Source organism: Streptomyces sp. NPDC059909 (assembly GCF_042730885.1).
Lineage (GTDB): Bacteria > Actinomycetota > Actinomycetes > Streptomycetales > Streptomycetaceae > Streptomyces.
On sequence record NZ_JBHWKX010000213.1, the window covers coordinates 1 to 1,620 of the forward strand.

The following is a 1,620-nucleotide window of genomic DNA, read 5'->3' on the forward strand; positions in this document are numbered from 1 at the left end:
CAGCGCGGAACGCCGGTCCGTGCCCTCCGCCTGCCCGTCGGCTTGCTCCTCACGCGACGTGAGGCGGCACGCTGGCGGAAGCGGTCGCCGTCCGGTGGCCGCCCAGGACGTCATGTGAGGGAACGAGGCCGTGGAACACACCGTCGGAGAGGTGGCCGCCGTCGCCGGCGTCACCGTGCGCACCCTGCACCACTACGACGCCGTCGGCCTGCTCTCCCCCTCGGGCCGCAGCAGGGCCGGGCACCGCCGTTACGGCGACCGCGACCTCGACCGGCTCCAGCGCATCCTCTTCCACCGGGCCCTCGGCTTCCCGCTGGACGAGATCGCCGCACTGCTCGACGACCCCGCCGCCGACCCCCGCGCCCACCTGCGGCGCCAGCACGCCCTGCTCACCGACCGCATCGAGACCCTGCGGCGGATGGCCGACGCCGTCGCCGCCGCCATGGAGGCAGCACAGATGGGCATCAACCTGACCCCCGAGGAGAAGTTCGAGGTCTTCGAGGGCTTCGACCCCGACCGGTACGCCGACGAGGCCGAGCAGCGCTGGGGCCACACGGAGGCCTACCGCGCGTCGCAACGCCGCACGGCCGCCTACACGAAGGCCGACTGGCAGCGGCTCAAGGACGAGTTCGACGCGCTGCACGCCCGCGTCGCGGGCCTGCTGGAGCGCGGCGTGCCCGCCGGCGCCCCCGAGGCGATGGACGCCGCCGAGGAGCACCGCCGGTACATCGACAGCGCCCACTACCCCTGCGACGTGCGGACGCACACCGGCCTGGCCGACATGTACGTGGCCGACCCGCGCTTCACCGCCACGTACGAGGCCGTCCGTCCGGGCCTCGCCCGGTACCTGCACGACGCGATCCACGCCAACGCCCGCCGCGCGGAGCAGCCGCATGGAGTAAAGGAACAGTAAGGGCGCGGCGCCGGGACGGTCCGTGGCGTTGGTAGTTTGGTCGGCTGTACCGTCCCGCCCCGCCCACCCCAGGAGTCCGGAACAGTGAATACGCTTGCGCTCGGCCCGAGCTGGCTGGACCCGGACTACCTGCTCAACCAGTTCGGCATCTACGGCCTGCTGCTCATCGTCTTCGCCGAGTCGGGCCTGCTCATCGGCTTCTTCCTGCCCGGTGACTCGCTGCTCTTCACCACCGGGCTGCTGATCACCACCGCCCAGCTGAAGTTCCCGCTCTGGCTCGCCATCGTGCTGATCTGCGTCGCGGCGATCGTCGGCGACCAGGCCGGATACCTCTTCGGCAAGAAGGTCGGGCCCGCGCTCTTCAAGCGGCCGGACTCTCGCCTGTTCAAGCAGGAGAACGTCACCAAGGCCAACGAGTTCTTCGAGAAGCACGGCCCCAAGTCGCTGGTCCTGGCCCGCTTCGTGCCGATCGTGCGGACCTTCACCCCGATCATCGCGGGCGTCAGCTCCATGCGGTACCGCTCGTTCATCACCTTCAACATCGTCGGCGGCATCGTCTGGGGCGCCGGGGTGACGCTGCTCGGAGCCTGGCTCGGCCGGATCGCCTTCGTCCGCGAGAACATCGAGGCGATGCTGATCCTGATCGTGCTCATCTCCATCGTGCCGATCATCATCGAGTTCGTGAAGGCCCGCGGCCAGAGCAAGCG

Annotated in this window: 2 protein-coding genes; both read left to right on the forward strand. The window is 70.3% G+C overall.

Annotated features, from left to right (window positions below; genetic code table 11):
* The first annotated feature begins 130 nt into the window (after window positions 1–130).
* Window positions 131–913 carry a MerR family transcriptional regulator gene (locus tag ACFV9O_RS40280; protein WP_100455452.1) on the forward strand — a complete coding sequence of 261 codons (783 nt, stop codon included), beginning with the start codon at window positions 131–133 and terminating at the stop codon, window positions 911–913.
* A gap of 84 nt (window positions 914–997) precedes the next feature.
* On the forward strand, window positions 998–1,620 hold a 623-nt coding region (locus ACFV9O_RS40285; RefSeq protein WP_385428038.1), incomplete at its 3' end, for a DedA family protein.